This window comes from Bradyrhizobium oligotrophicum S58 (assembly GCF_000344805.1).
Lineage (GTDB): Bacteria > Pseudomonadota > Alphaproteobacteria > Rhizobiales > Xanthobacteraceae > Bradyrhizobium > Bradyrhizobium oligotrophicum.
On record NC_020453.1, the window covers coordinates 3977179 to 4003168 of the forward strand.

19 protein-coding genes and 1 pseudogene are annotated in these 25990 nt (G+C 60.5%); 9 read left to right on the forward strand and 11 right to left on the reverse strand.

The genetic code is table 11. The annotated features are described in order from the left end of the window. Positions 1-8 precede the first annotated feature (8 nt). The 3 genes from S58_RS37590 to S58_RS37595 all read left to right on the forward strand — a co-directional run bounded on the left by S58_RS37590 (position 9) and on the right by S58_RS37595 (position 2135). The gene (locus S58_RS37590) at positions 9-188 is read left to right on the forward strand and encodes a recombinase family protein (RefSeq protein WP_144058335.1); all 180 of its coding nucleotides are present in this window, start codon (positions 9-11) and stop codon (positions 186-188) included. Between the two features lie 233 nt (positions 189-421). After that, positions 422-1012: a hypothetical protein gene (locus tag S58_RS17060; protein ID WP_144058336.1), complete on the forward strand. Its 591-nt coding sequence runs from the start codon at positions 422-424 to the stop codon at positions 1010-1012. Positions 1013-1124: 112 nt separating this feature from the next. Further along, a complete protein-coding gene (locus S58_RS37595) occupies positions 1125-2135 on the forward strand; it encodes a hypothetical protein (RefSeq protein WP_015666591.1) in 1011 nt (336 codons plus the stop codon). A gap of 382 nt (positions 2136-2517) precedes the next feature. Here S58_RS37595 and S58_RS17070 read toward each other — a convergent pair whose 3' ends face one another. Beyond that, positions 2518-3579, reverse strand: a complete 1062-nt coding sequence (locus tag S58_RS17070) for a hypothetical protein (RefSeq protein WP_015666592.1) — start codon at positions 3577-3579, stop codon at positions 2518-2520. A 1235-nt stretch (positions 3580-4814) separates the two neighbouring features. Here S58_RS17070 and S58_RS17075 point away from each other — a divergent pair. The 3 genes from S58_RS17075 to S58_RS17085 all read left to right on the forward strand — a co-directional run bounded on the left by S58_RS17075 (position 4815) and on the right by S58_RS17085 (position 9410). Then, positions 4815-6830: a ParB/RepB/Spo0J family partition protein gene (locus S58_RS17075; RefSeq protein WP_015666593.1), complete on the forward strand. Its 2016-nt coding sequence runs from the start codon at positions 4815-4817 to the stop codon at positions 6828-6830. A gap of 705 nt (positions 6831-7535) precedes the next feature. After that, positions 7536-7847, forward strand: coding sequence for a DUF736 domain-containing protein (locus S58_RS17080; RefSeq protein ID WP_015666594.1), 312 nt, complete (start codon positions 7536-7538; stop codon positions 7845-7847). Between the two features lie 366 nt (positions 7848-8213). Beyond that, positions 8214-9410, forward strand: coding sequence for a hypothetical protein (locus S58_RS17085; protein WP_015666595.1), 1197 nt, complete (start codon positions 8214-8216; stop codon positions 9408-9410). 966 nt (positions 9411-10376) lie between these two features. Here the strand turns inward: S58_RS17085 and mobF are convergent. From mobF to S58_RS17110, 5 genes are all read right to left on the reverse strand, one after another. Continuing rightward, the gene (gene mobF, locus S58_RS17090; RefSeq protein WP_015666596.1) at positions 10377-11501 is read right to left on the reverse strand and encodes a MobF family relaxase; all 1125 of its coding nucleotides are present in this window, start codon (positions 11499-11501) and stop codon (positions 10377-10379) included. 3 nt (positions 11502-11504) lie between these two features. After that, positions 11505-13316: a type IV secretion system DNA-binding domain-containing protein gene (locus tag S58_RS17095; protein ID WP_015666597.1), complete on the reverse strand. Its 1812-nt coding sequence runs from the start codon at positions 13314-13316 to the stop codon at positions 11505-11507. Next, entirely contained in the window at positions 13313-13468 is a 156-nt protein-coding gene (locus S58_RS39015) for a hypothetical protein (RefSeq protein ID WP_244440781.1), read from the reverse strand. Before S58_RS39015 ends, S58_RS17095 begins: the two co-directional genes overlap by 4 nt. A 616-nt stretch (positions 13469-14084) precedes the next feature. Continuing rightward, a complete protein-coding gene (locus S58_RS17105) occupies positions 14085-14264 on the reverse strand; it encodes a hypothetical protein (protein WP_015666599.1) in 180 nt (59 codons plus the stop codon). 51 nt (positions 14265-14315) lie between these two features. Next, the gene (locus tag S58_RS17110; protein WP_015666600.1) at positions 14316-14795 is read right to left on the reverse strand and encodes a hypothetical protein; all 480 of its coding nucleotides are present in this window, start codon (positions 14793-14795) and stop codon (positions 14316-14318) included. 204 nt (positions 14796-14999) lie between these two features. Between S58_RS17110 and S58_RS36625 the strand changes: the two genes are divergently transcribed. Continuing rightward, complete coding sequence (locus S58_RS36625; RefSeq protein WP_083938615.1) at positions 15000-15257, forward strand: helix-turn-helix domain-containing protein; 258 nt, start codon at positions 15000-15002, stop codon at positions 15255-15257. 262 nt (positions 15258-15519) lie between these two features. Here the strand turns inward: S58_RS36625 and S58_RS36630 are convergent. Beyond that, a pseudogene (locus S58_RS36630) lies at positions 15520-15729 on the reverse strand (integrase core domain-containing protein); the annotation flags it as partial. 202 nt (positions 15730-15931) lie between these two features. Here S58_RS36630 and S58_RS17115 point away from each other — a divergent pair. Beyond that, complete coding sequence (locus tag S58_RS17115) at positions 15932-16525, forward strand: hypothetical protein (RefSeq protein ID WP_015666602.1); 594 nt, start codon at positions 15932-15934, stop codon at positions 16523-16525. A gap of 69 nt (positions 16526-16594) precedes the next feature. Continuing rightward, complete coding sequence (locus S58_RS17120; RefSeq protein ID WP_015666603.1) at positions 16595-16897, forward strand: hypothetical protein; 303 nt, start codon at positions 16595-16597, stop codon at positions 16895-16897. A 483-nt stretch (positions 16898-17380) separates the two neighbouring features. On the opposite strand, the gene S58_RS17125 is transcribed toward S58_RS17120, so the two are convergent. The 4 genes from S58_RS17125 to S58_RS17140 all read right to left on the reverse strand — a co-directional run bounded on the left by S58_RS17125 (position 17381) and on the right by S58_RS17140 (position 25691). Then, positions 17381-19480, reverse strand: a complete 2100-nt coding sequence (locus tag S58_RS17125; RefSeq protein WP_015666604.1) for an ATP-dependent helicase — start codon at positions 19478-19480, stop codon at positions 17381-17383. Between the two features lie 572 nt (positions 19481-20052). Continuing rightward, the gene (locus tag S58_RS17130) at positions 20053-22050 is read right to left on the reverse strand and encodes a pentapeptide repeat-containing protein (RefSeq protein ID WP_015666605.1); all 1998 of its coding nucleotides are present in this window, start codon (positions 22048-22050) and stop codon (positions 20053-20055) included. After that, on the reverse strand, positions 22050-24074 hold the full coding sequence (locus S58_RS17135; RefSeq protein ID WP_015666606.1) for a trypsin-like serine peptidase: 2025 nt from the start codon (positions 24072-24074) through the stop codon (positions 22050-22052). Before S58_RS17135 ends, S58_RS17130 begins: the two co-directional genes overlap by 1 nt. 54 nt (positions 24075-24128) lie before the next feature. Next, the gene (locus S58_RS17140; RefSeq protein ID WP_015666607.1) at positions 24129-25691 is read right to left on the reverse strand and encodes a metallophosphoesterase family protein; all 1563 of its coding nucleotides are present in this window, start codon (positions 25689-25691) and stop codon (positions 24129-24131) included. Between the last annotated feature and the right edge of the window lie 299 nt (positions 25692-25990).

The window sequence follows — 25990 nt, forward strand, 5'->3', positions numbered from 1 at the left end:
GTCGCTGCATGACCTATATGGGCGGACACCGCGATGACGGCATGGCCCGACTGATGTTGGTCGTGTCCGGCGGCGTCGCGGAGTTTGAACGGGAATTGATAAGCGGCCGCAGCCGCACCAGCGCCATCGCAGGCTTCCGCTGTCACCAACGTACGCCGCGGCCGAACGTGCCGAGACAGGCGTTGTGAAGTGGCTCGTAAGTCCGGCGATCTCGCCGAACTGCAGCGCAGCATTGCTGAGCTGACATTGCCGGATCGAGCGATCTACGCGTTTGGCGGGGCTGATAACGCGAGATTGCCGCCATCCAATGGGCACCAAACATGGGTTGCGACAGATTTGGGTTGCCTCGTCTTTTAGGTTGAGTTTTGATAAACCGTCAACTTGGAAAAATGGTATGCCCCTAATGTCTCAAGACGATCACGTGAGCGACAAACGACCAGAACTAGATCCAGAGTTCTTTGACATAATACTGCAGGCGCTTTCGGTGCTTTCTAGCGTCGCGACGGTCGCTTCGACGTGGATCATGCTCCGCGACCAGCGAACGGGCATCCCTCCGGCTGTGGGCCAAGTCGATTTTGTTAGGCAGCAGCTTAGACAAATGCGCCGAAACATAGAAGACACGTTCGACTCCGCAGAGTCGGTAATCCGAATACTTGAGGCAGCTCGCGCAAGATCTGTCCCGGGCACGTCCCTCTTGAATGAACAACCCCGTTTCGGTGCGGGGCTTAGACTGACAGTCGAAGAGATGGGCCAAGCTAATAACCTTCTGAATCAACTGGAAAGCGCGGCAATGCAGGTGCGTAATGCAGCGCGCAATATTACAGTAACGGTGGGATCGCAGCATATCTCGGACGCATCAGCTCGTTTTGACTCCGATGAGTTTAATCAACAACTCAACTCGATACTTTTCGAAAGCCGCACATTGGGAGAGGCCATGACCAAGCTCAGATTAGCCCAACAGCAGGCCGAAGATTTCGTTAGGGATCTCGAGCGTTCGCTCCGGACCAATTAATGAGGCTCTTCTAAGTTGAGAAGGGTCAACGGCTCGCCAAAGCTATCTTTCCCTTGACGCTCATCCCCGAGTCGCGTTTTTCATTGACCATTTTACCAGAGGGGACGGGCGGTTGACTGAGGGTAGAATAGCTATCGGAGCACTGATTTTATTTGCAGGTTGGCTTCTCATCGGACTCCCTTGGCTCGTAAATCCAGCGGAACGGGTACAGTTCTGGGAATTGAAGCCAACTAGTCAGGCCCGCTCTGAAACACCGCCGAGAGGCACTGCCGAGTCTCCATTTTTCGTTCAGGTGACACCCGCCCCAAAAAGTGCTGATGAGCAAAATCAAGAGGCCGCTGATCGAGAAGAAAAGAGAAGCTCTGACGTTTGGCTTGTGCGATGGACGGGCCTTCTTTTTGCAGCAACCGTCGGTCTGATCGCCGCCACCTGCGTGCTCGGGTGGTATGCCTATCGTCAGTCGAAGGATACGCAAGAATCGATTGCTTTGTCTCGGGACTCCGCCAGAGCCGCAAACCAATCCGCGATGGCCGCGGAAAAGGCTATAATTGCATCCAATCGCGCATGGATACGGATCGATGCGATCGGAGTTGGCGGTCAGCCCCTGCAGTTTTATGGAACGGGCCATCCTACCGGCGCTAGTATGAGCATCTCCTTCAAGTTCACAAACATAGGAAATGCTCCAGCTCTCTCGATAACACCCCACGCATGGCTCATTGCGGTGAAGGGTGGCGGTCCATTTCCGGCTGATGTGCTTGAAAGTAGATGCGCAGAAATCCGTCGACAACCCATTGGTCCTGGCTTTGCCACCCTGTTTCCCAATGAAAAGTTTCCAGAGGTTCTCGGGCTGGCACAGTGGGACCTCAATGTTAGTGTTAGCGCGGAAGACCTTGCCGAGGGTCTGGAGATCAGCAGCAGTAAGAATGCTGTCAAGTTGATCGTGATAGGATGCATTGATTACACATTCGCATCTGATTCCAGCACGCATCGCATGACTAGCTTCATGTTTGACGTCGTCCGCGGCGGACTGCCGACTCCCATCGACCCGTCCCTCGGATCTATTCCATCTGGTGACCTCCAGCTGTTCCTGTCCTCTATGGGCGGCCGCTCGATCGTCGAGTAATGGTCCAAGGCTACACTTCTTGCTGTTTGAGTCGCAGAATCTCACAATGTGTTGCCGGGTTGGAAAAGAAGCGGCTAGTGAAGAAGTCAAGGGGAGCGCGCGAGCGAAAGCAGCTCCACAGGCAAGTGCGCCAGCTGCAAGAGCTACAACGAACCGGATACCGAGATAAGCGGCTTAAGCCAAAACCCGGACGGCTGTGCGAAATAGTGCCTCGCGCACGGGGCACAAAATTGTAAATGCTTTGAGCACTCGGATGGGGCTGGCTGATTTTGAATACGTCACCTAGTGGACTTCAATGAGGCGCGCCGCTAGCACGCCAATGGACCAACAGGAGAAGTCGCGGCCTGCACCGAGATCGATAGTCCCGCGGGGGGATTGAACCTCAACCTTTGATCCGATCCAGATGCAACGAAATGTACTTAAAGAGCAGGTGATGGACTGCTTCAGTTGGAAGATGCGCTGTGGGCTGGCCATGCAATAGATTGTCGCGTACTTTTTTTAGAGTGCCGAACTCGCGAGCGTCGGCTTCCGCCGCGCCTGTATTGAGCAGGGATGCGATCAGCAAGAACTTGTCAGTCAGCCGGTACTTGTCGCTCATTACTTCATTGATGCGCCGAAAGATTGGTCTTGCCGCATCCGGCGCGCCAGTTTGCATTGCGTCGTGCCATAGGGAGTTGTATCTCTCCTTGAAAGTTACGTTGACAAAAATTTCAAGTGCAGACCATGCGGCCAGGAAACCTTGAAGTGAGTCTGTCGTCCGATCTATCGAAGTGACAGCTAAGCTGATTGGTCGCGCCAGATTCTCATAGTCGACAAGTCTTGGGATCCACTTCGTCGCGTTCGATAGAGCGGCAGCGCTCAGAGGAGAGCTGAGCGAAAGCCGCGCGGAGCCCATTTGCAAGCTGAAGGAATAAATGGGCTTCTTGCCATCTGCGCCGACCAAGTAAATGACCTCGCCGATGGGCTCGATCTGGTGGTCGGCGTCCGAGGGAATACTTAGCGTGATCGCCGTTAGGACAGCTTGAATCGATGGACGGAATATTTCTTTAATCGCTGACTTGTCGATCGCGTCGAAACATACAGCGAGCGTTTCAGTATCCTTGCGTATCTCAAAATTTGGCTCGGCAACATTCGTTTCGCCTTTAACAATCAGAAACATACCGCTGCCGATTTGATTTGCTCGATTGGTCCTCACGTTTTTGAGCTCGATAGCTAATCTCTCTTCAATTGTGTCCTGCTGAGCTAGGCTGGATAAAAGCCCATTTAAGACTTGGCTAGCAATTACCCTCGCTTGATCTATGTGTAGGAAAAACGGCTCGGGGTCAGTAGCTAAAGTTGCTACGATCTTTGGATCGTTCAGGCGTGCGAGCTCAAGGTTTGTAGCGCCGGACGCAAGCGTATTTATCCCATACAATTTCCATACGGCGAGATAGTGCGTGTTCATCATTTTGCTTTAAAAACACTAGAGCTGAGACTGCGCGCGATCACTAGCCGTCAAGATGCGGCGCGCTGAAAATCGCCAAACCGCGCTGGAGGGAAGCTATCACGGGCGGTCCGGCATGCAAGATTGAATGGAGACCGAGTGGGACCTCGTGACCCGAAATGGTCCTTGCCGCCTACGGGTCAAACTCGCAAAACTCAGGGTGAGCATAATGCATCCGCCTTCGGGTATATCGCGGCAACCCTGTCTCACGGACTCATTGATGCCGACTGGCGGGTCATGCTTCAAATCCCTATCCGCAGGGGGCCGAACCATACGCTACGAACTCTAACGAGGAATGGACTGCCACTAGGCCTATGTCCTAGGATTCTCTTGAACCGCCGCAAGAGCGTGGTGGCCGTGCCGCATCGATTCTTTGCAACAGCTGATCATGTCCTCCGGGTGAGAAACGAAAAACCGGACCTTTATGCAGCGGTTACCTGCACAAAGGCCCGGCCTCATCGTGCCATGTAGTTGAAACCGCATGGCCGTAAGGACCGTTTAGATCCTAAGGGAGAGGTTCGCTTTCCGTCCGGCGGCTCAAATTCTCAATTGTGGGAGCGGCTACTACTTCTTCTTCTTTGAAGTCTTTTTTGCCGCCTTCTTGGTGGCGGCCTTCGCGGTCTTCTTTGCCTTCTTCGCTTTCTTAGCCATGTGGTCCTCTGTAGAAACTAACTCAGTGAACATGCACACGCCGCGCATCGACGTGCACAACACCAACACGATATCACAGAAGCAAAATTGATACCAACGGGTCGTGAAGTCGCGCTCGATTCGCTCGCCGGGGGCAGTCGGTCCCGCGTCCCGCCTTCGGCGGCGCTATGCTGACGCTCCTTCGGCTGCCCTCTTAACCGGTCTCGCGACCCGCGAATGGTCTCCGCTGGCGCTCCGCCCATACGCTGTTGTTTCTCTGTTGAAGAGCTATGGGGCGCTGCCCCTCGCGCGCACCAGGGTAGAGCGCCGGCCAATGCCGGCGCCGACCCGAGCGGTCTCCCCGGTCTTCCGCGCTTTCTCACGTCCTGAATCTTCGCGGCCAGTCATGTGCTTGTGCAGACCCGCTCTTCGAGCGGCCCTTCAGGCGGGCGATCCCCCTCCACTCGGGTCGCCCTGGCACTTGCTACCCCGGGTCTCGCCGACTGGCAGGGGCGCAGGCGCGGAGTGTGCGCTGCGCCCATCAAGCGAGAGAAGGGAGATTGATCATGTCGGCCAATCACGTCGAAACCATTGTGGAGAGCGGGACGGAGGTTTTCATCCCACTCAACAAGCTCAAGAAGTCACCGAAGAACGCCCGCAAGACGCCGCACAGCGATGCGGCGATCGAGGCCCTGGCGGCAAGCATTGCCGCGAAGGGGATTCTACAAAATCTGGTTGTCGAGCCGGAGTTGGATCGAGAGGGGGCTGCGACGGGGTTCTATTTGGTGACCGTCGGCGAGGGCAGGCGGCTGGCCCAGCTCCTGCGCGTAAAGCGAAAGGAGATCAAGAAGACCGAGCCGATCCGCTGCATGATAGATACCGCAAACGATGCCCACGAAATCAGCCTGGACGAGAACGTCACCCGGGAGAACATGCATCCGGCCGACCAGTTCGCGGCGTTCAAGAGGCTCGCCGACGAACGGGGGTTTGGCGCGGAGGAGATCGCGGCCCGCTTTGGCGTGACCGCTCAAGTGGTGCGGCAGCGGCTGCGGTTGGGCGCAGTGTCCCCGAAGCTGATGCAGGTCTATCGCGATGGCGAATTGACCCTGGACCAGCTGATGGCCTTTGCGCTGACCGAGGACCACGCCCGGCAGGAGGCAGTATTCGAGCAGCTGTCCTACAGCCGCGATGCCAGCACTGTCCGCCGCATGCTCACCGAGACCCACGTGGCGGCAACCGACCGGCGAGCACGGTTTGTCGGGATCGAGGCCTATACGGAGGCGGGCGGCACGGTCCTGCGCGACCTTTTCACGGAGGATCGCGGCGGCTATCTCGAAGATGTGGCGCTGCTCGATCTACTGGTGACCGCAAAACTCGGCCGCGAGGCTGATACGGTGCGTGAGGCCGAGGGCTGGAAATGGACGGAAGCCCACTTCGATTTTCCGCATGCACATGGCATGCGGCGCGTCTACCCTCATGAGGTCGAGCTGTCGGCGGAGGATCAGGCAGCGTTGGAGGCGGCGCGGCACGAGGTTGACCAACTGTCCGAATGGCATCAGACGGTGGACGAAATCCCCGACCATGTGGATGTCCGCTTCTGCGAGCTGGAAGCCGAGATCGATCGGCTTGAGGCCAAACGGCAGGCCTACGATCCCGACGATGTCGCGCGGGGCGGCGCCTTCGTGATCCTTAATCACGATGGCAGCCTTCGGATCGAGCGCGGGTTTGTTCGCCCCGGCGACGAGAAGCCCAGGGCTGAGGCCGAGCCGGGGAGCGACGCGCAGGCGCCGGATGGAGATGGAGGCGCGGAGGGCGAAGCGGCGCCGGATGGCGACGGCGAGGAGGGTGATGCACCCGAGGAGGAGGATGACGACCGACCATTGTCCGATCTTCTCGTTCGCGACCTCACCGCACATCAGACCTTGGGGCTGCGCCTCAATTTGAGCGAACAGCCGGAGGCGGCGATCGTGGCTGTCACCCATGCGCTTGCGGCGCAAATCTTCTATCTCGGGGCAAATGCGCATGTCGTCGGCATCCAGCCGGTCAGAACAGATTTGGCCGCACATGCGGATGGGATCGAGGATACGCCGGCAGGAAAGGCCTGGGCGGATCGGCACGCCAATTGGGCCAGGCAGATGCCGCGGGACGTTGCGGCCCTCTGGAGCGTCGTGGTCGAACTCGACCACGATAGCCGCATGGCGCTGTTTGCGCATTGCGTCGCCTGGACCGTTAACGCCGTCAAATTGCCGTGGGAGCGGCGGCCCCGCGCGTTGGCGACGGCCAACCACCTTGCCGAAGCCGTCTCGCTGCACATGACCGGCTACTGGCGGCCGACGGTGCGCAGCTATCTCGGTCGCGTCACCAAGGCGCGCATTTTGGAGGCGGTTTGCGAAGGCGTGAGCAGCGAGGCCGCCGAGCGGATGGCGGGTATGAAGAAGGCCGAGATGGCGGAAGCCGCCGAACAGTTGCTGGCGCCGACCGACTGGTTGCCCTCCCTGCTGAGGACGGCCAAGCCGCAGGGAAGGGGCGAGACGCCGATTGAGGTGACAAGTCAGCAGATCTGTTCTCAGGCCGCCGAGTAATACCAGAACCGCGGCCGTTCGAACGGCGCGGTGCACATGCAACAAAACTTCGGCCGCGCGCCTGACCGGCGCGCGGCCGCTTCACTTCAAGCACAGCGGCAAAGGCCCATCAAAGCCCCACCATCACCGCAGACCTCGATCCATTCGAAAGACGCCGCCCGCTGTACGAGAGGCGACCGCGTCGAAGTCTTCGTTCTTCGACAACCAGCAAACGACCGCGCCAGCCGCTACGATCGTCCGGCGCTCGGAGGTTTCTAGATGGCGCCGAGTTGATCCTTCCAGCCGCATTTTCACCGCGGCGCCGCGAACGCGAAAGCAGCGGTCCAGCTTGTCGCTGGGATGCGCAGTTCTTGCCGTTGATGGTCTCAGTAGCGTACGACCGAGCGGGCCGTGTCCGTATGCTGTGTCGGTGGCGGTCGCCAGTGTTCTCTCCGTCAGCATGGTCATGACGCGTCCGACGCGGACCTCGAGTGGCTGATCAGGCCCGAGGGGCGGAAGGTCCTCGATCGCCTTCCCGCAACGGCTCGGCCAGCTTTTTTCCCCTGCCGCGAAGGGCGGCATTCCTCGCGGAAGTCAAAAAAGCCGGCCTTTCGCCGTCCTTCGCTATGCTGCGGGCCTCCGGGCTGCGGGCCGATCGCCCCCGGGCACAAGAGGCGCCATCGAGGCCGCGATGGGCGCGGCCCGACCAAACAGACGGAGATCGCCATGTCGACCATCGGCACTTTCACCGCATCGGACAACGGCTACACCGGTTCGATCAAGACGCTGACGCTGAACGTCAAGGCCAAGTTTGTCGCATCCGAGAAGGACCACGAGAAGGCGCCCGACTACCGCATCTTTGCCGGGAGCACCGAGTTCGGTGCGGCCTGGAAGAAGACCTCGCGCGACAGCGATCGCGAATATCTCTCGGTTAAGCTCGACGATCCAAGCTTCCCGGCGCCGCTCTACGCATCACTGGTGAAGATCGACGGCGATGACGGCTTCACGCTGATCTGGTCGCGCCGCGCCGGCGACTGACCAGCGCTGGATCATCGGCCCTGCCTTTTCGGAGGCGGGGCTTCTTTTGCGCTTCTTTCGCCGCTGTCCAGAAACGGAAAGAGCATTTCCTTTTGAAGAGATTGCTAATGGCTCCGCCCTCGCGCGGGCAAGGGTGAAGCACGAGACGTGCCGGCCGGCACGGTCTCCCCGGTCTTCCGCGCCTCTCATCTGATCTCAGCACTTTTGCATTGAAACGGCGCGTGCAGACGCGCGCGAACATCGCGCGCCCTTGTCAGGCGGGCGATACCCCTCCGCTCCCGGCCGCCCTTGCCCTTGCTACCCCAGGTCTCGCCGACGGGCAGGGTTGCAGCGCAGCGCTGCGCTTCAACCTGAAAGGAGATGACGATGAACGTGACAGTTTCTCAGCATGGCGGGCAAAAGGTTTCGGGCGGATTCCGGGTGGACATCTCGCGCGGCCAGCGCATTGGCCGGGTGTCGTCCGAGTGGTTTGCGCGCCCCGATGACGAGCGATATCTGAACCTGCCGGACCTCTATGACGCCGTGTGCAGCCGGGCAGAGTGCGTGCAGGCACGTACCGTCGAGAGCCGATCCATTCGCGTTGAGGCTGCCCGAGACAACGCCGAGCGGCTGGCCTTGATCGTTCCCGGTCGTGACGAACCGGTGGCGCCGACGCATTGGAGTTTTGGGCAATTGTGCACGCTGGTCGGTGCGCCCGCCGCTTATCTTCGGCAACTGCCAGCTTCCTTGTCGGCGATCAACCTGCAATATGGGCTCCTGTCGCACCGTGCCGAGCTGGTCAAGACGCTGGAAGCGGACAGCGGTCGGATCGAGCTTCGTGCCGTTACCGGACCGGACTACGGCCGCATCTGGGATCACGAGCTGGTGGCGGCCGTGATGCAGATTGCTGGCAACGGCACCGGCGACACGCGGTGGAAGGTGCCGGGCGTGCTCGACTGGTCGAGCATGACCCATAATCCCTTCGTTGACGTGACCAAGGACACCACTACGCTCTATGCCAGTGATCGCGACGTGTTCCTGTTTCTGGTCGATGATACCAACCCGATCGAAGCGGGACGGCTGCCGGACGGCTCGCCGGATGTCTATTTCCGGGGCTTCTATTGCTGGAACTCCGAGGTCGGCAGCAAGACCCTTGGCATTGCGAGCTTCTATCTGCGGGCCGTCTGCATGAACCGCAATCTCTGGGGCGTGGAGAATTTCGAGCAGATCACGATCCGGCATTCGAAGTTCGCTGCGCAGCGCTTTGCCCACGAGGCGGCACCAGCATTGACCAACTTCGCCAACTCCTCACCTGCGCCATTCGTTGCCGGTATCGCAGCCGCGCGGCAGCGGATTGTTGCTCGCACCGACGAGGACCGAGACAGCTTTCTGCGCAAGAATGGCTTTTCCAAAGCCGAGACATCGAAGGTCATCGAAGCAGTTCTTGGCGAGGAGAACCGCAAGCCGGAGAGCATCTTCGATTTCGTGCAGGGCATCACGGCTGTGGCGCGCAGCAAGGTGCATCAGGACGCAAGGCTTGAGCTCGAAGGCAAGGCCAAACGTTTGATGGAACGCGCGGTCTGAACGCGAGCTGCGCAGCCGTCTGCGCTTCCGATGTGCCGCGCCGCCGCTCCGGTCAACCGCAGCTGCGGCGCGGCCGCATGCACGCGGCCGGAGCTCGCCGGGCTCAGGCCCGGCTCGCGACAGCACAGAAATCCAACAATCGATCACAGGCACGACGTCCAAGCGGGCGGACGAGTTCGTCCGACCTCTTTGAATTGCGCTGGTCGCGCGATCTCGCAAGATCGTTAGAGGCCTGCGCCTTCAGCGCGGCAAGACATGGTCTACTACGTCGAGCTGCACAGTGCCGCTAAGCGCAGTCAGTCTGCAGCGGGACTGCCGATAGATCCTCATTGACGTGCGACCAAGGAAGGGGAATTCGGTGCCGTTCTTCTGCAAAGAAACGGCAGGGATTTTGCAGTTGGACCGCAGCTCATTGGCACCGCCGCGGTGGCCCGATTGACACTCACATCGCAAACTTGTGCGAATTGGCGGCTCAGGTGGGGCTGGTTCACAAGGCGCAAAGGGAAACAAGAAGCCAAGCCAAGGCTCAGAGAAGAGAAGGAAGAGATTTTTCACACCCTATGCACCTCCGGTGCTGACGCTTCGTGGGCCGTGTGCGGCTATCTCATTGGGGTGGAATTAAAAATTCGTGTTGATCGGGTGTTTACACAAGCGGGTCCGAGTGAATACTGAGGTCTTCCCGAACGATCGACAAATGATGGCTCGTCAATAGCTTGCCAGCGTTTGGGCGCGTATACGAACGAAATTTCCGGCCTCACTCTCGGTTCGCGATAAGTTTGCTTCGGTTTGGGATCGCGCAACACTGTCGGCTTTGCGATCTGATTTGAAGCCCGCAGGTCGTTTCCTGAGGGCTGCAGATCGATTGCTACCCGCGCAGCGCCTTTGTCAGCCGGCAATCCCGTTGCGCGATCTAGCGGTCGCTGCAGGTCGGGGAAGCATCGTCCAATTTGTCTTCCCGGCTCTCTGTCATTCCCGCTCGTACTCGCGGTAGCGGAGCTTGATCCTCACGCCAGACATGCCAGCCGGCTGATCCAGCGCGCGGAGGACCTGGCCGAGACGAGAGCCGAGTTGGGCGGCGCTGCGGTGCCGGGTTGGCTGACCTGCTGCCAAAGCTGCCGGCGGTGATGGTTGAGCGACCGGTGAGCGGCCTTGGCCTCTCCCTCCCGAGAGCTCCGCGTGAGAACGGCCGCTGGTCGTGACGTGCATGTGATCACGGCTCCTGCCGAGATCACAGCCCAGCGCCTTGGCCTCGGCTTGCCAATGGCTGGTGAGCTCGCTGAGCTTAGCATCTCGCTTGGGGCGGCGCGTGCGCAGGGTCGCCAGCTCCATGCCCTTGGGCGTACTGTAGCCATGGGCCTTCGCGGCTTCCTCAATGGCCTGGCGCCGCTTGGAGAAGGCGCGCTCAATATGGCGCGGGATGGCCGCCACTCGAAACGTGTCCTTCTGCCGCTCCAGTCGGAGGCCTTGTCGTTCGAGCTCGGAAGCAAGGGTTCGGCGGTAAGCGGCCCCGGCCTGCTTCTGCGCCTTGTAGAGCTCGCGGCTGACGATCGCGCCCCAGCTGCCGTCGCGCCGTGGGGCGAGGTTGAAGACGAAGGTGTGGGTGTGCAGCTGCGGGTCGGACTCGCGGCTGGTGTGATGATCGAATTGGGCCATCAGCAGCCCCGCGGTTTGCTCTCGGGTGGCGCCGGCCCGGCCTCGCCTGGCCCAGCCGGCGGTCGCTTCCAATTGAGTGGAAGCCGCCAGCACGGCCGACCGATGGGCCTGGGCGATCATCTGGCGCTCGGGAGCCTCGGAGAGCGCCCAGAGCACCGAGACCGATTTCGGCGCGCTGAAGGTCATGTCCCAGCCAGCCGCGTGCTCGCGGCCGCCGAGCTGCGCCAGCCGCTCGCCGGTCTTGGGATCGATTCCGCGTAGCGCAGCGTCGAACTCGGTTTGCGTCACCAGCCCGTCGAGGCTGAGCCGCTCGGCCCCTTTGCCGGCCCAGCGGCCGGGCGGCTCGCCGTCCCGGCTGTAGTAGTCGTCGCGCTGCAGGTGGCTGTAGTAGCGCGCAGCGGAAGCCGCGTTCCCGCGGGCTGAGATGGACGCCACCATGGCTCACTCCCGCCGCTTGAGGATTTGTGCCGCCAAGTCCTTCGTTAGGCGAGCTGATGGTGGCGTTGGAGTTGGACCGGCCTCTCCGCCGTCTTGTCGCGAGAGCCTCTTGTCAGAAAAGGGCCGGGTCCAATCCGCCGGCATGATAGGCTCCCGAAGTTGCCGCAGCTTGAGATAGGGCAGCTCCAGCTCGTAGACGTCCTCGCCAAGGCCGACGAGCAGGACTCGTACGCCGTCCTTGGTCGGGCCAAGACGGGAGCCGAGTTCTGATGCCGTGATCACCCGGCGCATCTCGCGTTGGGTGCTCTCGGTGACGCTGGTCTTGCCCCCGGTATGAGTTGAGCTCTTCGTTCTCCGCTCGACCTCCTGCTCGCCGATGAGGCGGCTGATGTCCTCAGCCGCTTCGCTGGCGTTGATGCGGGTGATGATCTTGGTGCCGGTCATGCCGAACCAAGACTTGGCCTGGTCCTGACCATAGACGGCGCGGATCTGGGCCGTGTCCTGAGCTCCGATCACGACCGCAACGCCCTTGGAGCGGCCAAGCTCGAGGAAGGTCGGAAACTGCTTGATTGGCGGCAGCTGCGGGAATTCGTCGAGGAACAGCCAGACTCGCCGCTCGCGGCTTTCGGCGAGGGTCGGGCTTCCCACCGCCGAGGCGAGCAGGCCGAGCATGCTGCCGATCCAGATCCGCGACAGCTCGGGATAGCCCGGGTCGTGCTGCAGGATCAGGGGGCGATACCGCGTTGGGTGATGCAGCCAGCTGCGAATCGAGAAGCGGCGGGCTGATGGATCAGACCAGGCCTCCGCCAGGACGGAGACGATGCGCATGTGGGTCTGGAAGGTGGTCAGGATGCTGAGAGTGGTCTTGCTGTCGGGCTGGTCGAGCAGTCGCAGCGCATTCGGGTTGTGAACCTTGGCGAAGCCGGCAAGCTTATCGACATCGGCGGTCACGACCCGTTCCAGATCACTCCAACTCCAATCCTTACCCCTGGTCGCCTGTAGATGGACAAGACAGGCGACGAAGACCTCCTGTGCCGCCTGCGACCACATCGGGTCGGAACTTGGTGGAATGAACCGGGCGGCAAGCTCGCGGGCGTCCTGCTTGATGCTGCAGTCGGCTGCTACGTCCCAGACCAGCGATCTCCGATCGTGGGGCGCGACGAGGAGCGGGTCCCCATCGGCTGGAAGCCCGCCCATCATGTCGCCTTTGGTGTCGAGCACCAGAAGGCCATCTCCGCGGGAGAATGCCTCGTTGATCAGGTGAAGCATGGTCTGAGTCTTGCCTCCGCCAACGCTGCCGACGATCAGGAAATGCCGCGCCTCCCGCTCACGGCCGAACGGCACAGACGGCATCAACTCAACACCCTTCCCATGTACTTGGCACTCCGCGGCGGCCGCGCGGGCGAACGCCTTCAATCCTTGGCGGCCGGTTTGCAGCCGTGCTCCGCGAAGAACCTTGAGCGAAACCGAATCCAGTCGAAGACTCAGCGCAAACCCGAACAGCGCCAATAAGCCCGCAAGACTGGCGCCGATGACGCTCCAGAAACGAAGCTCGAAGCCGGTTAGAGCTTGATATCGCGTGAACCACTCTCGGCAAGCCTGCCAAGAGACCTCGCCGGAGCGGTCTCCCAGCCAAGCCAAGCCACGCCCTCTGATGCAGACTTGGATGTCCGCCGGCTTGATTTCAGCGCTCCGGCCGTCTGCCAACGTAGCGCTCAGGGGCCAGACCTCGAATCCGAGATACGAGATGCTCGCCGCAACCGCGAAGCAGCCCATGGCAGCGAGAAAGCAAATGATCCGCAAACGCCGGGTCATGCTGCCCTCCCGGAGCCTTCGCCGGTCAGGGCCTTCAACAGCGCCTCGAACATCGCAAGCAGATCACGCGCTGCCTTGTCGGTCGATTCAACCCGCGCGTACGTTTCCTGGCTTTGCTGTTCAAGCGCGGCGATCCGACGCTCGATCCGCATCAACCGATCGGCGAGAGCCTTGTTGTCCCCGCCGGCAAGCCCGGTGCGGATCAGGTCGCGGGCGACGCCGGTGATGTTTGCCGAAAGCCTGTGAGCCCGCGCGCGGATTTGCTCGATCTCGCTCGCGGCGAGACGAATCGAGATTGGTCTTGTCTTACTTGTCATGAGATGGCGTCAACAGAGTTGCCGAGGCGATCGTTCATGAGTGCGGATAGGCCCGCTGCCCTACTAGTGCGTCCAGGAGACTTCAAGGCTAACGCTCACCCGAATGTCGGCAAACGCTAGAAGGGAGCGGAGCCCATCGGTGCACCCAATTGTCGCCCCTTAGCCAATCTCGCTCAAAAGTTGAAACGTACTTCAACCAATGAAAAGGCACATCGAACAATAGGATACAAAAGGGAGGTTCCTGGAAAAATCTCTACTCCGACGATCGTCGACCAGTAGTGGTCACTGTGCTTGAGAGTGACCATCACAGGTGTCGCACGATCTTTGCGCCGATCATTTTGGTAGGCTAGCTCACTATCAGAGGGGAGCGGTGACCGAAAGCGCCTCGTGGATACGCGACGCGCGTGATAGATTCAGTTTCTCATTTTCGGGAAGTTCAGCGACCGAACCATCAATTCTGTTCATCGAGATAGGGCTCGGACCGACTCCAGCTGCTCTTGATCTCGAATTCAACCGTACGGTCGATCATGCTTTGAACGATCGCCTTACAATCAACTTGGGCTAATCCAAGAACGCCGTATGCTACCAATTCATCTTCCAATATTGCGGCCATAATCGATACAACACTCATTCGCTTCGCTCCATCGTGTGTGGGCTATAGAAGCGCGACACGAATATGCACTCACTCGTCGATGTCTGAATCATGAAACGGCAATGCCACACCTGCTACCTCGCAGACTGCTTCTATCAGGGAGCGAACCGCTTTTGCTTCCCAATCGATTTGGTCAAGGTCTTCTTCCCAATACTGGGATAGAACATGGGCGGCGTGCCGCGCCTTTACGCCCAATCCCACGATCGTCGATGCTGGCGTTTGTATGATCTCCTGCTCGATCGGATAGAGACGCAGAAGAATCGTTTCCATTCGGCCTGTCGCGGCTTCATCAGGGGGGCGTTGCCCAAAAGAGAACTCCCCGTCGCGCTGTTCAGGTACCTCGCCAGCAGCCTGAATTCGATTGCGATGCAACGAATCGAGCGCCTCTAGCTCTGCGCATAACTCGGTGAATTGCTGTTCAAGCGCGAGGAGAGGAGCGTCTTCCGGCTGAGGTGCCAGAGGGTGAGCCGACAATTCGTCAGCGCTAGTCTTCCAGGAGTGGTTGATCATTGGCCACTCCGCACGCGCTTGGTCGCACGACCACTTGTCAGGATTGTGAACCGCATGGCGGCATGCTTCCGGGCGACGCGGATATCTGTGGGAGAGGCGCGCGCCAAGGTTTGCCCGCAGGGGGCTCGATGTTACGCTACTAGAGTAATCCAGAGTCCCTGACGTGTCAACACCTCAGGTGCAAAATTTTACCCTCGAGGCGTAATGTTGACCAGCGAACAAATCCGGGCAGCTCGCGCAATGCTGCGGATTGAACAGCGCGACCTAGCAGAGAAATCCGGCGTCTCGCTGGAAACGATCAAACGGATTGAACGAACTCCGGGCCCAATATCGGCGTACACCGGCACCGTAGACAAGCTGCGGCGGGCCTTGGAGCTAGCAGGAATAGAGTTCAGTAACGGCGGTCAGCCTGGCGTGCGCTTGACTTCGGCAGCAGCAAAGCAGGTCAATCGATCGGACTGAGAAACTGCGCCCATCTGTGCCTCGTAGCGCGGTTCAGCTGGTGGAGCACCAAGTTCACCGGCGCACGCCGGGAAGGTCAGCCTTTGATTGCGTGCACAAGCACCACATAACCTCGGTCAGCCATAATCCGCGACCGATGCTCGTGCCTTCCTGCCTTTTCTGCAATCGGCCGCCCGGGCCGGACACCAAGCCCGAACACATCCTGCTCGACGCGCTTGGTGGTCAGATGACGACCGGGCGGGTGTGACCTTGCCCCCAAGTTTTATCCAGATCTGAGTTCGTTCGGGCGGTTGGATGTGCCCATCCGGGCGGTGGTAGCGACGGGAGCTGGCGCGGAGCTCTCGACATGGCGCAGCGCCAGATCCCGACGCGGATTGCAGGTGGCGGCGAACTCGGATGGCGTCTTCCATCCGAGCTGGGAGTGCGGTCGAGCGTCGTTATAGTCGGCCTGCCAGCATCGGAGCGGAACGCGGATAGCTCGGTAAGCATCGGATTGACGCGCGTTCGGTCGATCACATCGACAAGCTTTCTCTCGCACATCGCCGCCTCGATCGGGATGCCGGAAGAGAAGCTGCGCGCGCAGATGGCGTCTGCCGCCAGCTCGATACCGAACAGCAGCCCAACACCATCCACTTTCCGTATTATTCGGCGACGTCGATCCCTTTCGGTCGGCGGTGAAGTCAGGCCTCGTCCTTTGGGCGACCAGCGTCGGAATCGACGAGGTGCAAGGCGAGCCGTACCATGCCCCCTGGCATTTTGTGACCAGCGGCGGCGAGGTCTTCTATCGGTCGAACACGAAACTCGATACGCGGCCCCTGGCGGTTCTGGGCGGGATCGTCCCGACCTACGGCCCGGTGTGCAATCTGATGCATGTGGAGAGTAACGCGGCTGGGTGCCTGGTCGGGCATCTCACGCTCTTCGATCTGGTCGCCTTTCAGGCCGTGCTCGCCGACGCAGGCGGCACGCCCGACCGCAAGATGACGCTGGTGTCGAATGCCGAAAAGCCAGAGATTTGGTCAACAACCGTCGGCGCCGATCTCCCGTCTGAATGGCTGGCTGCCCCGGAATACCGGCTCAACGACGCACGGGCACGCCTCACTGGTTTGATGTCGCACTGCACCAAGTCAGGAAAGTTTGCGGAGTTCGAGCGCATCATCTGGAGTGTGCTCGAGAGGAGCGGTCTGCGCGAAGGCGATCCGATTCCAGTCGAGTTGACCGACAAGATCAGCGACGAAATCGCGTATTCCTCTTGCCTTTGGCGGAAATAGCCAAGGAGCGCATCAGCGTCACAGCAACATCCCGATCCCGGCTCGCGGCCTACCGGTGTCCCACGATAGATGACGCTCCGCGCGCGTGATGACGCGGGTCGCCGCGGCATCTACGTAAAAATTAAGTCCTCAAACCAGAACGCCGGCAGTCAGGAGCGGCGCAAGCTAGCGAGCGCTGCGCACATGATTCTCGCCAACGAAAAGCGAGTCTATAGCCAATACCATGGCCAGCCGATTACCGCGATCAGGTGCGAAGTTCCGATGCCCGTGTTGCAGAAGATCGAGATGATCGTTTTGGTGGTGGTGACGCAGGTTACGCGGCTGATGAAGAGCGAAAAGACGATCGAGTGGAGCACGCCGATCATGAGATAGATTGTGAAGATGCCATAGGCGGCGATACCAAGGAGATCTGTGAACCGTAACCGCAAACGTGCAACAACTTCCGGCGCCGGCGGCCTAGCCGTTGGCCTTTGAGGCGAGGCATCGTCCGCGTGCTGCGGTTGGGGCTGCCGCTGCGGTTGTGGATTGACAGGTGGCGATGGGCGTGGCCGCGGCGCGGGAGCAACGGGCGGCTCCTTCGGACGCGGGCGCGGCGGCGGCGATGGGCGCACGATCGGCTCGGCCTTTGGCGGCACAGGGCGCGCGGGTTCGGCGACATCCTCCGGAATCTCGATGTCAGGAAAATCAGGCGGATCGATTGGAGCGGGTCGCGGCGGTGCGGGCCGAGGGGGCGGTGGCGCGGGAACGGCCTCGCACTTATGCGGCTCATTGTTTTCGAACGGCACCCACTGTCCGTGGGGCATCTGCCGCATGTTGATCCAGCGGCTGCAGCTTCGGCAGCGGCGGCTGTAAGAGCTAGCCATGCAGACCGGCCTGCGTGAGGAATGTACTGGCCGCCACGCGGGTTTTACAGGACGTCTTCAGATAACTGACGACCAGGTTCGAAGAGGCTCTCGTCAACGCAACATAGAAAAGGCGCCGTTCATCCTCGACGGGCGCGCGTTTGTGGGGAATGAGCCCTTCGTTGCAGCTGGTCAGGATTACGGTGTGCCATTGCAGCCCCTTGGCCTTGAAGTAGGTCGCCAGCGCGACGCCATCTTGCTCTTCGCCCGTCTTGGCCTCTTTTGCGCGCTTGAGGGCGTTGTCCACGGTGTCGACGAAAGCATCGACGCGGCCGCGGAAGCTAGCGGCCAATTCGTAGACTTCACCAAGGGGGACTTCGTTATCGATCACGTCCTCGAGGCTGCCGACCATGCCGCGAAGCCCCCGGAAATCCTTGGCAAGAATATCCAGCGTCTTGAAGAGTGTGGGCGCCTTCGCGACGTCCTGCATGACGGAGGCAAAACGGCTTTCCCGGAGCTTCGGCAGGAGGGTTAACACAGATCGACCTGCTAGTGCGTCAAAGAAAGAAGGCACGGCCTCGAAGGCCCTTTCGAGCCTCGCCAGGATCCGTTCATCAACGTACTGAAAATATGACCTTAGGCTCAGGACCGCGTCAGCCGGGTCCGGCTGCTGGTTCTTGCTGAGGGCCAGCTTTGCACGCAACACACCAAGCAGTTTCTCCAACTCATTGTTGTGCAGAATGTTGTCCTGTTCACGAACGTTGTAGGGAATGTCGCGGAGGATGAACTGCAACTGGATCGGCAGGCTCTGGGCGTTGGTGCGGTAGAGCACGGCGAAGTCAGAGAATTTGAGCTCCTTGTTGCGCCGGCGTACCCGTTCGATGGTCGTGGCGATCATCTTGGCTTCGGCAGTGGCCGTCGTTGACTCGATCACCTTGATGGAGGCATCGTCTAAACGGTGCGCGATAGGATTCTTCTCGACGCGCCATTGGTTATGGCGGATCAGTCGCGTAGCGTGGTCGACGATATTGCGGGGGCAGCGGTAGTTGCGTTTGAGCTCGAAGCTTTCGACCTGACGTCCGAGGTGTTTTTCGAGTTCGATGATGTAACGCGGCGTACAGCCCCGGAAGCCATAGATGGCCTGATCATCGTCCCCGGTGATGACCAGCCGCGCCCGCTGAGCGATCAGGGACACAAAATCGAAATCCAGCTCGTTGATATCCTGGAATTCGTCGACGATGATTTCGTCAAACTGGTGTTGGGCGAGTGAAAGGACGTTGGGGGACGAGTCCAGGCATTTGACGGCGCGGAGCTTCTGGTCATCAAAGTCCATGCGCCGCTCGCGCTGGAGCAGGCGTTCGTATTCCTTGAACATCCAGTAAACGGCCTGAATGACGAGTTTCTTTTCGTCGGAGGTTGATCCGGATTGGAAAAAGACCTCACCGGCTTTGCTGGTGAGCATGAAATCCGCGAATTTCTGCGGAACAGTCGCGCGCGGGTCGAAGAGGGCATTTTTCAAGAGGCCAAAAAATTCACTGTAGAAGCGGAATCGAAGAGAGGCTGGCAGGGCGTCGTGCCGCTTACGGCCCTCGTCTGTCGAGGCGAGGGTGTCCTTCAGCTCTTTGATCAATCGCCAGACACGAGGCGCTTCGATGATCTGCTTGTGCTCGGCGTGAAAATGGTCGCGCAAAATCTTGTAGCCGAACGCGTTCAACGTACTTATCTGGAAGTTCTGGTGCGGCGCGGAGAGGCCGGAAAGCTGCTCCGTGACCTTCTCCCGTAGGGCCCTGACGGCGGAGTTATCGAATGTCAGACAGAGGATGCGCTCGGGACGGGTACCCATTTTGGCGAGATGCAGCACCCTGTTGATGATGGTCTGGGTTTTTCCTGAGCCGGCCGGCGCGATCAGCCGAATGGTGTGATGGGGTGCATGGATGAGCGAGAGTTGGTCGGCATCCGCGGCAGGCTGGAAAGCTTTCAGTGCGGGCCCAGCATCAAGTTCGACCTCGCGCAGCCGTTGCTCGAGCTGACGTTCGAGCTCTTCGCGGACATCGAAGTCGGCGAACTCGTCGTCCAGCGACAGCGTGGGCCTGATGCGGGTTACCGTCCCCATGTGTCGGCTCCTGCAAGAACCAAAGTATCGATAGGCTTGGAAAAATAATAATTTAGAGCAACCCTGTGTTGTTTTTGCAAGGCAATCTGACAAGCGAAAGGATGCGGCAATGTCCGGAGGAAAATCGTTCCGGATGGTCGAAGCCCGTGGAGAGCTGATGATCCGCAAGGTGCAGAACAAGACCCCACATCTGAACCTGTGTGGGGCTCTCCTGTCGACGGCGGTATTGAAATGCTAGACCCGCTCACGTATTGAAGGACGCCCGCGACATCCCGCCGATTGCTTTAGCCCAAACACGCGTCCTCTCGAAAACGGAAATAAGCAAGTGAAGAGCGGGAAGGCGTGGACAAACACGCCTTCATCCGCAGATTGCATTCCTTGAAATTGTGTGTCATTATGGCGTTTTTGGAGGAATGGTCCCATGCGTGTCAAAGTCGCGCTTATCTGGATCGTTTTGGCGATCTCACTGGGTATCTTAGCTACCGTTTCATCACCCGTTTTTGTTGCTGACACCGCCCTGGCGGGGTGCGGGCAGCGGTGCTGATCGTCCCCCGAAGCTGCAGCATCTATGGTCAATCGTTCTCCATCGCGAGTTTCTTTTGCAGGGCCTCCTTAAAATCGTCGGTCATGATCCCAGCAAGCAGATAGAGTTCGTGGCTGGGGACGTAATTCAGTTCTCTAATCGCGCGATCCAGGTCTGCCATCGCCTGGCTGGTCAGAAGGCTCTTTTCTGGATCCGGCCGCCCCAGTGCATACACCGTCCGCGCGACAGCATATTTGAATAGAGAGGCGCCATAGGTTTCCAACCGGCGGTTCGACAGTTTTTCCAACGCGGCCTTCGCTTCGTCGATCTTGCCCTGTTGTAGGAAAATATAGGCGCGGGTGTCCAAGAGATTGTTGTAAGGGTCGACCGACAAGCTTTGAGCGGCGGTCGGCTCGCTGCGCAAGCTCTCATAGATCGCCGCCGCCTCTTCGCCGACCTTGGCCGCGGAGTCGAGGTCGATGCCGTAGATCGCATAGGTCCACGCCAGATCATTCAATCGAACTGCACGATCGATCGGCTTTTCGTCCGGCGGAGCCGTCAGGCTGCGGGCGACGTCGTCCTGGTAGGTTCTGGCCTGCCTCAGGGCCTCGCGCGGATAGTCTTTGGCTAACTGCTCGATCGTCTTGCGAGACCAGCCGAACGCGAGCCACCATGCGGTGCCGGTGAAATTCGGGGATCTTCCCATCAGTTTCACGTGCCAGAACGATGTCGAACGCAGGTCGGTATCCGAGAAATCGGCCTCGCTGAGGCGGGCTCTGTCGAATAGCGACCGATAGAGTTTGGCGTTGGCGAACGAGCTCGAGGTGATCACAGCGCCGTCAAAGCGCGCAAAGGATAGATCCGAGGCGACGAAGTTCACTCCGTTCAGCGTGGCCTGGCTGAAGGCCGAGTTCGATAGCACCGCGCGATCGAACACGACCCTATGCAGGGTGGAGTTGACGAAATCGCCGACAGCGAGCGGACGGCGCTGACTGTAGAGACCTGCGAGGTCGAGATCCCTCACCTCCCGGTTCTGCAGCGAGATCGGCAGGTTTTGGTCCGCCAGATCGTTGAGGTGGGCTTGTAGCGCGCCGTTGGGTGTGCGCGGCAGCGACAGCGCGATCTGTTCGTTCTGTAGATGCTGCAATCTGTCGGACCGCCACCAAGCCATGGCAAGCACGACACACGCAAGCAGCCCCGCGGTCAGAGCCATTCTCGCCCAGCGGTCGCGACGCCCTCGACCCAGACTTGCGGCGACATAGTCACTTTCCACGGCGTCGAGATCGCCGTAGTCAGCCAGCGCTCTCTTGGCGAGCAGCTCGGGCGCTAAATCTTTCGCCCGCCGGCCGTTGCTCTGCCAGAAATTCGCTCGCGCGGCGAATTTCTGTCGCTGGGCGATCCAATCCTGCAGGACCGGCCATTCCCGGGTCAAGGTATCGAAGCGCAAGGTAAGCCGTGAGGAGCCGCCGTAGTCGACCTGCGTGACTAGTCCGGTTTGGATCAGCACGTCGAGCACGGCTGCCACCCGATCGGGCGCGTCAAGCGTCGCCAGAGCTTTGCGCTCCACCACTGCCAAGGTGACGCCGCCGTCCTCCGGCCCCCGTTTCACCAAGCGCAGCAAAATTCGACGGGCGATCTCCCGTTCCGGCGCGCTGAAGCTGGCCAGAGTGATTTCCGCGTCGTGCACTGCCTGCTTGATGAGCGCTGAATCGAAGCCGCGAAGCGAGTTGCGACCGCCGACCCGACGCCGCGATGGCGACGTCCCCGACAGCGCATAGTATTTGGAGCTCCAGAAATCAATCAGCGCCTGTGCGCTCTTACGCTCGGCGGGGCTGTCCAGCACCGCGCCGGTTTCGGTCGCGCGAGCAATGAACTGGGCGATGTGTTCGATCTGCGACATCGCATTGTCCGGCAGTGCCTCGGCATCGGGCAAGCTGTCAATCAGCACGTCGCTCTCGTGCTGCAGTTGCTGCAACGAGACGAACGGCTCCTGCTGCGGCGTTTGAGGCGATCCCGAGACGTTCTCATCGTGCGCTGTCGACTGCATCAGCCTTGTCCTGCTGCTTGCGTGGGTTGCTGCCGAAGCTTGGTCAGAACGGTCAATGGCAGGCCGAACGGCACGATCCGGCGACACAGCCGGTTTAGCTCGTCATCGACGTCGATGAAGCGGTCGACGCAGGTCTTGTAGAAATCCACGAACTGATTATCGAGCTTCTCGGCGCTGGTGGCCAGCCTCGGCTCCGGCGGCGGCGTGTCGGCCATCCAGGGTTTCATCATCGCCGTGAGATCGGCCGCCCAAAGCTCGCTCGGGAAGGTTCCGCAGAGCCCGACAAGCTGATTCCTGAATAGCTTCCACGAGGTGAACTTGGCTTGCGGTTGATGTTTGGTGCGCTCGTTCCTGGCGGCCTCGAGCGCCGTATTTAGCTCCTGCCATTCGTCGTGTTCGGCGACCAGCCCCGACAGCCGCGCGCGCAGCCGTCCGACCGCGACATAGCCGTCCTTCAACCGTTGCAGCGCATCCGGCTGTAGGACGTCTCCAAGCTGTTGCTCGACCAGACGCATGGTGTCGCCGAGATTGTCCAGGCGGACGAACTTTGCGGTTTCTACCAGGTCACGGTTCAGCTCAGTTGCCGCAGACAGTGTCTGTTCCAGCCGATCGGGCACTCCGAACAGCTTGGAGTCGTCGACGGGGTCTTCGGCCTGGGGAAAGATCACGCTTTTCAAAATCGCGGCGCAATCATCCAGCTCCTGGATCCAGACCCGCTCGCGGTCGGCGGTCGGAAGCCCGGCGAGCTGTGACGTCGCGGTAGTAACCGCGGCATGCAGGAACCGGACGTGGTCGCGCACATAGCTGTTGACCGCTTCGCCGTCTTTCATGCGATTGACGGTTTCGCTGATCTGCTCAAATTTTTCCTGCACGTCATGCAGGCAGCTGTGCAGCTCCTTGTATTTCGCCAGGATGCTGATTTGCTGCCGGGTGCGCTCGAAATCCGCGCGATAGCTGCGGATAATCGATTGGAATTCCGCTCGGTCGCGCAGCACCGTGAGCTCGGTCAAAGCGATTCCGATGGTGTCGGCGAGGCAATCGTCGTGAGTGTCTTGGACCTGAGTATGGTCGTCGACGGGCTCCAAAGCATAGGGTGAGATATCGCTGGCGAACGCTTTGAGTTCGTTGGTCGGCCGCGCCGCCAACACGCCGCGCAGCAGCACGCCAATGGTGCCCGGTCCCTGCTGCTGCAGAATTTCCAGCAAGCCCGTTGCGTATTCGGTCAAGGATCGTGCCGCAGGCAGGCTGCGTTCAGCCTCGGCTCCGAGCGAGAACCGCACGACACGGCGCAGGCTGGTAAGATCGCTGGCGAATGCGACATCGAGCAGCGGCAGCAGCTTTTCGATCTGCGCGGGGGTGATGATGACGGTCTGCGCTGGTCCCGGCCGCAGACTCAAAATCGTTGGCGCCAGCGCAACGATGTCGGCGGCGCTGCAGGCGTAGAGCGTGCCGGCCGCGGAGGTGCCAGCCCGCATCAGTGCAAAGCGCATCAGTCCGACTACCGCTGCCCCGACGATCACCGGCGCGCCCGAGAGACCTTGTGGCGCAGCACCGGGCGCGGCAGCTTCCTGGCTGAACAACTGCAGCACCGGGCGATAGGGCACTTGTCCCTTGGGAAAGAAATTGGTGAGCTGGGCATTGGGATCGCGGATCTTGCCGCTCCAGACCATGCCGTCGACGAACTGAGTGTCCGGGTAGCCGAACGATGTGAACACGTCCCCGGGATAGGACAACTCGCGCAGGACAAGGGTGGGGCGGGTTGCCAGCGGCTTGGCGTCGACACAGCGAAGCAGCGCGCAATCAGCGTCCCGGTTGACGGCCTGCACCACGGCCTTGATCGGAGGATCGATGCCCGGAAAGTGCAGCTGGATCGCGCCCGGCGGGAAGCTTGGCGGGTCGTCATCGCGGTTGGCAACGACGTGAAGCGCCGTGGCCACGAGGTCGGGGGCGACGAGAAAGCCGGTGCCACGCACCTCGGCGCCGTCGATGGTGATCCGGGCGATGGAGTCGCGAAATTCATCCATGCGCTCACCCCGATACTCCGCGGACCGGTCTCCCTGCGCCCACCACGGGCGGGCTCACTGCGCACTCCGCGCAGTAAATGGCAGCAACTCCGCCGACGCCACCTTGCCGTCCGTTCCCACTTGCAAATGCACATAGGTCGGCGTGAAAACCGTGTAGGGCGAAAAATCGCCGGACTTCATGTGGTCGACGAAGGTTTCGAGGGCCGTCAGCGCCTCGCTCTCGGACCGGAATGTCTCGGCCGGAAATCGCAACACGTCGGCCCAGGTGCCGGAATTGAGATAAAGCCCGCCATTGGCGAGCGGCACCCGCTTGGCCAGGTGCGTGTGGCCAAACACGACGTAGCGGAAGCCGCCCTTCGCTGCGAGGTCCGTTGCGGCGTTGAGATATTCGGTGGCGGTTTCCTTGTCCTGATCGAACGCCTGGGTATTCTGCAAGGCTCGAATCGCCTCGAGCAGGGCCGGCAGTCGCGTAGTGTAGGGTTTCGAAGATCGCCCGAACAGCAAGGCGGCGAAGCCGAACACGCGACGCACCGTTTCCCCCGCGGAAATGTCGGTGCTGATCGCCGCCAGTGGATCGATGGCAGCGACCTGCGAGTCGATGTCGCGCAGAAAGGCGGCGGCATTCTCGCTTCCGAGTGCCGCGCTCAGGGTCAGCTTCAGCGCCTGCTCGGCATCCGCGCGCGGTGGCTGCTCTGCAGGACCGCCTGTGGCGATGTCGCCGCCAAGCCCTCCGCGATATGCCCCCGCGGCGAGATTGTCGCCCTCCAGCGCGCGCAACGGGCTATTGGCGCTGATATCGGATCCGAGCCGAGGCGTCACCGCATCGCGCAATCCGTGGCGGCGCGAGCGTGCGAGCAGCATCGCTACCTTGCCGATCTGAGCACGAAAGCCGGGCTCGAGCGCCAGCAGCATCGGCACTACCGCTTCGGTCTCGGGCTTCAACAGATCGATGAACGGATAGTCCACCTTGATAGGGTTTATCACAGTTGTGACCATATCGCTGCCGGGCGGCGGGCCGAACGCATAGTCCTCGGGGATCGGGAGCCGTCGCGACTGAAACGATCGCACGTGACGCAGCGCGTCGTAGTCGACTTGGTTCCAGGCGTCGTAGCGGTTTCCGTGCTCGATCAGCGCGTCTCCGACGATATACGCCTCGCCGTCGAACAAGAACTCGAAATCATGGTGCGCCTTCACCCCAAGGGCCGTCCGCAACGCATCACGGATCGCCGGCAAGCTCAGCTCAATGTCGTGATTGCCGAGTAGCACCGTCAACCGCCCACCGGCGTCGAGATACGCCGACAGAGCTTCAAATACCTGGCGGTCCCGCCGCACAATAGACTTGAACTTCTCGGCCGCGGCCTGCGGGTCCGCGGTAAACGAAGACCACGTAGCGGCGGCGGGCGGCGGTCGATCGCACTCCGCCAGAAAATCCACGGTATCACCGTTCAGCACGATTTCGCTGGGGCCGCTATCAGCGATGGCCGCGGTTCGCTCTGCTACGAACTGTGCAATCGCGTCGGCGCGCGTGCAGAGGCGGAATCCGCGCGCTCCCGCAGTCGGCGGATCCGGATAAGCTCCTCCCAGATGCAGGTCGGAAATGATGAAGACAGAGCGCAAGCGACGCGTCCTCAGTGCCAAATTACTGAGCGGTAACAATCAACTGAGTCTGCAATCCGGGGTGGTAAAGGTCAAGTGATAAACTGGTGGGAGGATACGATCGAGCCGACTCCTACCGATGAACCTTTTGCATGGCCAGCGCAACCTATCCAAATGTGCCTGGCGCGACCGGTGCGCCGGCATATCTGCTGATCGTGATAAGCGTTGACGATCGCGGCGCCCCCAGTCAGCAGGCCGACCTCAGTGCGCTTCCGGGCCGCGTTGGCGTCCGTTCAAGTTGGGCGCCACCGGCAAGCCAA

Bases quoted from the DNA above. Each gene is read 5' to 3' on its own strand.
- S58_RS39015 (WP_244440781.1), bottom strand. From the start codon at position 13,468: ATGCGGATCGAGCGTCGGATCGCCGCGCTTGAACAGCAAAGCCAGGAA.
- S58_RS17130 (WP_015666605.1), bottom strand. From the start codon at position 22,050: ATGCAGTCGACAGCGCACGATGAGAACGTCTCGGGATCGCCTCAAACG.
- S58_RS17125 (WP_015666604.1), bottom strand. From the start codon at position 19,480: ATGGGGACGGTAACCCGCATCAGGCCCACGCTGTCGCTGGACGACGAG.
- S58_RS17105 (WP_015666599.1), bottom strand. From the start codon at position 14,264: ATGAGTGTTGTATCGATTATGGCCGCAATATTGGAAGATGAATTGGTA.
- S58_RS17085 (WP_015666595.1), top strand. From the start codon at position 8,214: ATGAACGTGACAGTTTCTCAGCATGGCGGGCAAAAGGTTTCGGGCGGA.
- S58_RS17075 (WP_015666593.1), top strand. From the start codon at position 4,815: ATGTCGGCCAATCACGTCGAAACCATTGTGGAGAGCGGGACGGAGGTT.
- S58_RS17110 (WP_015666600.1), bottom strand. From the start codon at position 14,795: ATGATCAACCACTCCTGGAAGACTAGCGCTGACGAATTGTCGGCTCAC.
- S58_RS17120 (WP_015666603.1), top strand. From the start codon at position 16,595: ATGACGCTCCGCGCGCGTGATGACGCGGGTCGCCGCGGCATCTACGTA.
- S58_RS36625 (WP_083938615.1), top strand. From the start codon at position 15,000: ATGTTGACCAGCGAACAAATCCGGGCAGCTCGCGCAATGCTGCGGATT.
- S58_RS17095 (WP_015666597.1), bottom strand. From the start codon at position 13,316: ATGACCCGGCGTTTGCGGATCATTTGCTTTCTCGCTGCCATGGGCTGC.
- S58_RS17080 (WP_015666594.1), top strand. From the start codon at position 7,536: ATGTCGACCATCGGCACTTTCACCGCATCGGACAACGGCTACACCGGT.
- S58_RS17135 (WP_015666606.1), bottom strand. From the start codon at position 24,074: ATGGATGAATTTCGCGACTCCATCGCCCGGATCACCATCGACGGCGCC.
- S58_RS17070 (WP_015666592.1), bottom strand. From the start codon at position 3,579: ATGAACACGCACTATCTCGCCGTATGGAAATTGTATGGGATAAATACG.
- mobF (WP_015666596.1), bottom strand. From the start codon at position 11,501: ATGGTGGCGTCCATCTCAGCCCGCGGGAACGCGGCTTCCGCTGCGCGC.
- S58_RS37590 (WP_144058335.1), top strand. From the start codon at position 9: ATGACCTATATGGGCGGACACCGCGATGACGGCATGGCCCGACTGATG.